Genomic DNA, 6,313 nt, shown 5'->3' with positions numbered 1-6,313 from the left:
CAGAGGTCCAGCCATGCTTCGCCGGTACCGGCGCCGCCCGGGCCGAGGTCCACTGCGGCCATGGCCCGGGCCACGAGCTGCGAGCCCACGTCCTGGACGCGGGTGGTGCCGCTGCGGACCGAGGCGAGCCGGCCAAGGTCTCCGCCGCTGGACAGGGCGGATCCCTCCACGAGTTCACCGGGGGTGGCGCCACTTTCCAGTGCCTCGTCCAGGCTTCCCAGCCCGGGCAGGGCCACGAGGTTGACCACCGGGGCGGCGTTGTCTGCCTCCAGGAGCTCGTCGATTTCCGCCGCCGGACGGCCGTGCGCCACGAGGGACTGCCGCATGGCACGGACGATCCATTCAGGGTGGGCGTGCCGCAGCGCGGCGATCCGGGTCTGGTCGGTTTCGCCCTCCACCAGGAGGTCCAGCCATTCGTCCAGGCTGCGGGCGGCGACTTTACGGAGGACGGCGTTGATCAGGGCCGATGGTCCGGCCCCGATCACTGCCCTGGCGAGCCCTACGGTCTGGTCAAGGGCGGCATGCGCAGGGACCCGCATGGCGAGCAGCTGGTGCGTTCCGATGCGCAGGGCATCAAGGACGGCGGGGTCCAGCTGGTCCAGCGGCCGGTCCACGCACCGCGCCAGGATGGCGTCGTAGGTTCCCTGGCCCCGGAGGGCGCCGTAACTGAGTTCCGTGGCGAAGCCGGCGTCACGCTTGTCCAGCCCGTGGTGCCGGATCCGGGCCGGCAGGACCAGGTTTGCGTAGGCGTCCTCGGCCGCCACCGCGCGCAGGACCTCGAAAGCCACCAGCCGCGCCGGATCGGCCCGCCGGGTGCGCTGGGACGGAGCGCTTTCAGTGAAGTTCCGCTGCGGTCCGCGGTTGCGTTCGCGGCCCTGGGCGTTGCGACGGCTGTTGTCCCGGGGGCCGCCCTTGCCGCGGCCACCCCGGTGGGCGCCGTGGCCGGAATTGCCGCCTTGACCGCCGGCGTTGCCCCTGCCTCCGGTATTGCCGGGTCCGCCCTGATTTCCGCTGGAACCGCTCATTCGAATACCACGCCTTCCAGTGAAGCCAGGCCGCGTGCCCAATCAGCAGCGGACATCATCTTTTTCCCGGCGGGCTGGATCCGGGTCAGTTCAACGGCATGCGAGCCCGTGCCTACCAGGACGCTCTTGCCGTGCAGGGATACGGCGCCGGGCGCCAGCCCGTCCACGTCGGACCGAAGCCGGACCGGTTCCAGTTTCACGCGCTGGCCGCCCAGGATTGTCCAGGCGCCCGGCTCCGGAGTAACACCGCGGGCCTGCCGGGAGATGGCGAGGGCAGGGTGGGTCCAGTTGAGGCGGCCGTCCTCAAGCGTGAGTTTCGGCGCCAAGGAAACGTCGCCGGACTGAGGGACGGCGGACGCCTTTCCTGCCTGGATGGCCGAAAGGGTTTGCGCCAGGAGGACAGCGCCGCTGCGGGAGAGCCGCTCCAGCAGTTCCCCGGCGGTGTCCTCCTGTCCCACTGTCTCGGTGAGGGTGCCGAAAACGGGACCGGTATCCAGCCCTTCCTCGAGCTGGAACGTGACAGCCCCGGTGATATCGTCCCCGGCCATCACGGCGCGCTGCACGGGCGCTGCGCCGCGCCAGGCGGGCAGCAGGGAGAAATGCAGGTTGACCCAGCCGTGCCGGGGTATGCCGAGGGCGGCAGGCGGAACGAGGCCCCCATAGGCGACGATGGCCGCGACATCCGGTGCGGCTTCCGCGATCCTGGCCGTGGCTTCGGCGTCGACGCGGGACGCCCGGATCACGTCGATGCCCAGTTCCGCGGCCCGCGCGGCAACCGGCGACGGCGTCAGCACGCGTTTACGCCCGATGGGGGCGTCCGGGCGGGTCAGCACGGCAACGACGTCGAAGCCGGCCTCCACCAGGGCGTTCAGGGAGGGGACGGCAACGGCGGGAGTGCCCGCGAAAAGGACCCTCACCCGGCGCTGCCGGCGGCGCCGGGTCCGAAGCTGGAGCCGCCAAAGCTCGCGCCGCCGAAGCTTGAGCCGACGGTCTTGGCGCGTTTGGCCGTGGTCCGTTCCGTCACGGCGTCGTAATTGGCGTTGCGGATGGAGCGCAGGGCGGCCTTCCGGTCCTCCCCCTCCAGCCGGTCGGTATAGAGGATGCCGTCCAGGTGGTCGTTTTCATGCTGGAAGCAGCGTGCCAGCATCCCTTCGGCGTCGACGGACACCGGGTTGCCGTGGATGTCCACGCCGGTCACGCGGGTTGCCCGGAACCGCCGCACCGGGAAGCCGAGGCCTGGAATGGAGAGGCAGCCTTCCACCTCGTCCTCCTGGTAGTCGGTGCTGTTTTCCAGCACCGGGTTGACGATATGCCCTTCAACGCCGCCGATACGGTACGTGAAGACGCGCTGGCTGACGCCCACCTGGGGCGCGGCAAGGCCTGCGCCGTCCACGTCCTCCATGGTTTCGGTCATGTCGGCGACAAGTTTGGCAAGCTCGGGTCCGAATTCCGTCACGGGCTCGGCGACTGTGCGCAGCACGGGATCGCCAATGATGCGGATATTCAGGATAGCCATGCGCTGTTTTTCCTCACGGTTGCGGCAAAGGGGACCAATACAGTTTAGGTGCAGTAACCGCCGTCAGGCCGTCCGGGCAGGCACCAGGGGCGGCGGGGCGATGGGCAGCAGCGCTGTTCCGGCGCTGATCGTGTCCGCCGACAGCTCCCACACGCGGCGAAGGGCGCAGAACTTCCACCAGTGGTGCTTGAGGACCTCGGGGTTGGCCCGCACGGGACGGACTTCTGTTTCGCCGATGGCCACTGCCAGCAGTACGGGGTTGTCACCGTATTTCCAGGGCTCCCAGGTTCCCGCGACCGGGTCCACCAGGCTTTCCTCTGCCTTCATCCCCGCCACCAGCTGCATGACCACCTTGTCATCCAGCGGTTTTACCGTGCCGTCACGGGTTGTGCCCTTGGTCTTGTAGTCGATCAGGCAGACGCGGCCGTTGATACGGGCAACAAGGTCCAGCGTTCCGGCGTACCCCACGGAGTTGTTCCATACGGTGATTTCCGGGGCGATGGGTTCCACCCGGAAGAGCTCCCACCATTCGTCGAACCGGACGGCGAACGCCTCTTCACCGTTGGCCGCCAGGGCTTCCCGGGCTTCCTTCATGGCGTGGGGCCGGCCGAGTGCCCGGAGGGCAACCTGTTCACAGTAGTAATGCACCCGGTCCCCGCGCCGGGCTGCCTCATCCCTGTAGGTTTCTGCAGCCTTGGCCGCCCGGTTGATGGCCTGCTTGATTTTGGCCGGGCTTCCCAGGCAGTCCGCCAGCAGGGGATCTTTCGCCAGGCTGCTGGCCCCCATGTATCCGAACCACCCGTCCATGCCATGGGGCTGCTGGCTGATGACGGTGGTAATGGACGGCACGGAAAACTGCTCCGACGTGGACCGGGCGTACATCCGGCCGTATTCCGTGGCGTGGGCAAGAAGCGGATCAGTCATGAAAAGACTCTTTCACAGGGGGCCGACAAAGTCTCCGGGCGATGGTCCGGGCACAAAAAAGGTCCGCTTCCCCTGCTCAATGAGCGGAAACGGACCAATCTTTGGTGGGCGATACTGGGTTCGAACCAGTGACCTCTTCGGTGTGAACGAAGCGCGCTACCACTGCGCCAATCGCCCTGATGCATTTGAATGCTAGCCCACGTTTCCGCCATTTCAAAAATCGGCGGCCGGCGGGCATCGGCTTTTCCTGGATGGACACTGGGAAGCCCGCAGGAAGGTGCCCCCTATAGGAGAACCCCGGCCCGCCACCGTCGGGAATTACACAGCTGTAACTCGGCCACTTCCGCGCCATTACAGGGAAGCAGGCGCATTGCCGCCGCCCACGGAACCCCCGATTTGGAGATTCCCGGAACCTCCTATATTGTTTTTACTCGTTGGAACGCGAGGAAATGCCGGGAACGGCAACGAATCACCCTCCAAAAATGCGGACGTAGCTCAGCTGGTAGAGCACCACCTTGCCAAGGTGGATGTCGCGAGTTCGAATCTCGTCGTCCGCTCGCAGGACACTGTCACAGCAACGGTTCCCCGGAATCAGCGCTTACACGGTGGGTTGGCCGAGAGGCGAGGCAGCGGCCTGCAAAGCCGTATACACGGGTTCGAATCCCGTACCCACCTCGGTGAAAACCATGGTTTCCGGATCCAATCCGGTGCAATGGGCGATTGGCGCAGCGGTAGCGCGCTTCCCTGACACGGAAGAGGTCACTGGTTCGATCCCAGTATCGCCCACTCGGCAAGGTCACTTGCCACAACGCAGTCCGGTTTCGGCCGGAACGCACATGCGGACGTAGCTCAGCTGGTAGAGCACCACCTTGCCAAGGTGGATGTCGCGAGTTCGAATCTCGTCGTCCGCTCTCTTACCTTTTACACAACCCATATGCCGGTCTTCCGGTTCCGGGCGATTGGCGCAGCGGTAGCGCGCTTCCCTGACACGGAAGAGGTCACTGGTTCGATCCCAGTATCGCCCACACATTGCAGCAGCTCTCCGGAGCTGCTTTTTTGTTGTCCGTGACCCTCCTTCCCCGGGATTGCGCTGCCGGCGAACGGCCAAAGCTCCCGATGTCCTTGGCAGGCCTTTCCGGCAGGTCTAGGATCGAATGCGCGAGGAGCGACCTGGCTCCGCGATTGAAGGGAGGTGCTCGTGGGACTATTTGACGATCTAAAGGGCAAAGCTCAGGGTCTCATCCGTGGCAACGAGCAGGCCATCAAGAACGGCATCAACAAGGCCGGTGATTTCGTCGATACCAAGACCGGAGGCAAGTACTCGGGCCACGTCGACAAGATCCAGAATGGCGCTTCCAAGCTCATTGACAAGAACGGAACCCCGGGACAGGCACCTGCCGCCGGGCAGGTTCCTCCGGTGCCTCCCGTCAACCCGGTTCCGCCGGCTGATAGGACTCCGTAAAGGATTTGGCCAGGGCTTTGCCCTAGTACGTCAACGGGGCGCGGGTCCCGCCGGGAGGCGGCACCCGCGCCTTTGGCGTTTAACCGGCCCCCTCCGCGCCCTGATGGGGCCCGGGCTGTCCGAATTCCTGCCACGCCGTCCGGCACCGGTAACCTGCGGATATGGCGAAGTCCCCCGCATCCCTCAAACCGCATCCGGCCGGCGCAGCATCCAGGCTGGATTCGCGGCCCATTGTCGCGGGCATCGTCACTGCCCTGGTGGGCTTCACCTCATCGTTCGCCGTTGTCCTGGCCGGCCTGAAGGCCGTGGGCGCCGATCCCGCCCAGGCAGCCTCCGGCCTGCTGGCACTCACGCTGGCCGTGGGCCTCGGTGTTGTGCTGCTGGCCTGGCGTTCCAGGGTCCCGGTCACCCTCGCGTGGTCCACACCCGGGGCGGCGCTGCTCGCCGCATCCGGAGCGGCCGACGGCGGGTGGCCGGCCGCCGTCGGGGCGTTCCTTGGCACCGGGGTACTGATCGCCCTGACCGGCCTGGTGCCGGCGCTGGGCCGGCTGATGGCGCGGATCCCGACGTCGCTGGCACAGGCAATGCTCGCCGGTGTGCTCCTGCAGCTGTGCCTTGCGCCCTTCAAGGCCCTGGGCACCGTCCCCCTGTTCGTGGGTCCGGTCATCATCTGCTGGCTGCTGCTGATGAGGTTCGCTCCCCGCTGGGCCGTGCCGGGTGCCCTGCTGGTGGCCCTCGGAGTGATCGTCATTGCATTGGCGGCCAACGGGACCGCCCTCCCGCACACAACTTTGCTGCCCACGCTGGCCTGGACCACCCCGTCGTTCAGCCTGCACGCGATGGTGGGCATAGCCCTGCCGCTGTTCGTAGTGACCATGGCCTCGCAGAACGTGCCCGGTGTGGCAGTCCTGCGCTCCTTCGGGTACGGCACGCCGTGGCGGCCGGCCATGCTGGTGACCGGCGCGGGAACTGCCCTTGGAGCGTCCTTCGGTGGCCATGCCATCAACCTTGCCGCGCTGAGCGCCGCGCTTGCCGCGGGTGAAGAGGCAGGCCATGACCGGAGCCGCCGGTGGGTTGCCGGTTTCACTTCCGGCCTTGCGTACCTGGTCCTGGCTGCCTTCTCGGCGGCCCTCGTGACCCTGGTCAACGCCGCGCCGGCAGGGATGCTGGAAGCCGTGGCCGGGCTGGCGCTGCTGGGGACCCTGGCCGCCGCGGTCTCCGCTGCACTGGCGGATCCCGAGGACAGGATTGCCCCGTCCGTCACCTTCCTGGCAGCGGCGTCCGGCCTGTCGTTCCTGGGCATCGGATCGGCCTTCTGGGCACTGGCTGCCGGCCTGCTGGTCCGGGCCGTCCTGAAGCCCCGCCTCCCCCGGGCTGCCGGCTAGA

At 67.1% G+C, this 6,313-nt stretch carries 6 protein-coding genes and 6 tRNA genes; 7 read left to right on the top strand and 5 right to left on the bottom strand.

The genetic code is table 11. From position 1 onward, the window contains the following. The 5 genes from G205_RS10890 to G205_RS10870 form a co-directional block, all read right to left on the bottom strand. Positions 1 to 1,025 (bottom strand): transcription antitermination factor NusB (locus G205_RS10890; protein ID WP_009357999.1); only part of this gene is annotated, 1,025 nt, incomplete at its 3' end. Continuing rightward, on the bottom strand, positions 1,022 to 1,942 hold the full coding sequence (gene fmt / locus G205_RS10885; protein WP_009357998.1) for a methionyl-tRNA formyltransferase: 921 nt from the start codon (positions 1,940 to 1,942) through the stop codon (positions 1,022 to 1,024). The genes G205_RS10890 and fmt, both read right to left, overlap by 4 nt. Then, on the bottom strand, positions 1,939 to 2,541 hold the full coding sequence (gene def, locus G205_RS10880) for a peptide deformylase (RefSeq protein WP_009357997.1): 603 nt from the start codon (positions 2,539 to 2,541) through the stop codon (positions 1,939 to 1,941). The genes fmt and def overlap by 4 nt, the downstream gene beginning before the upstream one ends. A gap of 63 nt (positions 2,542 to 2,604) precedes the next feature. Next, a complete protein-coding gene (locus G205_RS10875) occupies positions 2,605 to 3,465 on the bottom strand; it encodes a hypothetical protein (protein ID WP_009357996.1) in 861 nt (286 codons plus the stop codon). 102 nt (positions 3,466 to 3,567) lie between these two features. Next, positions 3,568 to 3,642, bottom strand: a tRNA-Val gene (locus G205_RS10870). Positions 3,643 to 3,949: 307 nt separating this feature from the next. Between G205_RS10870 and G205_RS10865 the strand changes: the two genes are divergently transcribed. The 7 genes from G205_RS10865 (at position 3,950) to G205_RS10835 (ending at position 6,312) form a co-directional block, all read left to right on the top strand. Then, positions 3,950 to 4,022, top strand: a tRNA-Gly gene (locus G205_RS10865). A 47-nt stretch (positions 4,023 to 4,069) separates the two neighbouring features. Further along, positions 4,070 to 4,140: transfer RNA gene (locus tag G205_RS10860), tRNA-Cys, on the top strand. Positions 4,141 to 4,179: 39 nt separating this feature from the next. Continuing rightward, positions 4,180 to 4,251, top strand: a tRNA-Val gene (locus tag G205_RS10855). A gap of 52 nt (positions 4,252 to 4,303) precedes the next feature. Continuing rightward, positions 4,304 to 4,376, top strand: a tRNA-Gly gene (locus tag G205_RS10850). A gap of 42 nt (positions 4,377 to 4,418) precedes the next feature. Continuing rightward, positions 4,419 to 4,490, top strand: a tRNA-Val gene (locus tag G205_RS10845). Between the two features lie 173 nt (positions 4,491 to 4,663). Continuing rightward, positions 4,664 to 4,927 (top strand): antitoxin, encoded by a 264-nt coding sequence (locus tag G205_RS10840; protein ID WP_009357995.1) that lies wholly within the window; start codon positions 4,664 to 4,666, stop codon positions 4,925 to 4,927. A gap of 161 nt (positions 4,928 to 5,088) precedes the next feature. Further along, complete coding sequence (locus G205_RS10835; RefSeq protein ID WP_009357994.1) at positions 5,089 to 6,312, top strand: benzoate/H(+) symporter BenE family transporter; 1,224 nt, start codon at positions 5,089 to 5,091, stop codon at positions 6,310 to 6,312. The last annotated feature ends 1 nt before the right edge of the window (position 6,313 follow it).

It is taken from the genome of Arthrobacter nitrophenolicus, from assembly GCF_000332815.1.
Lineage (GTDB): Bacteria > Actinomycetota > Actinomycetes > Actinomycetales > Micrococcaceae > Arthrobacter > Arthrobacter nitrophenolicus.
This window is presented reverse-complemented; position numbering and strand designations above follow the sequence as displayed.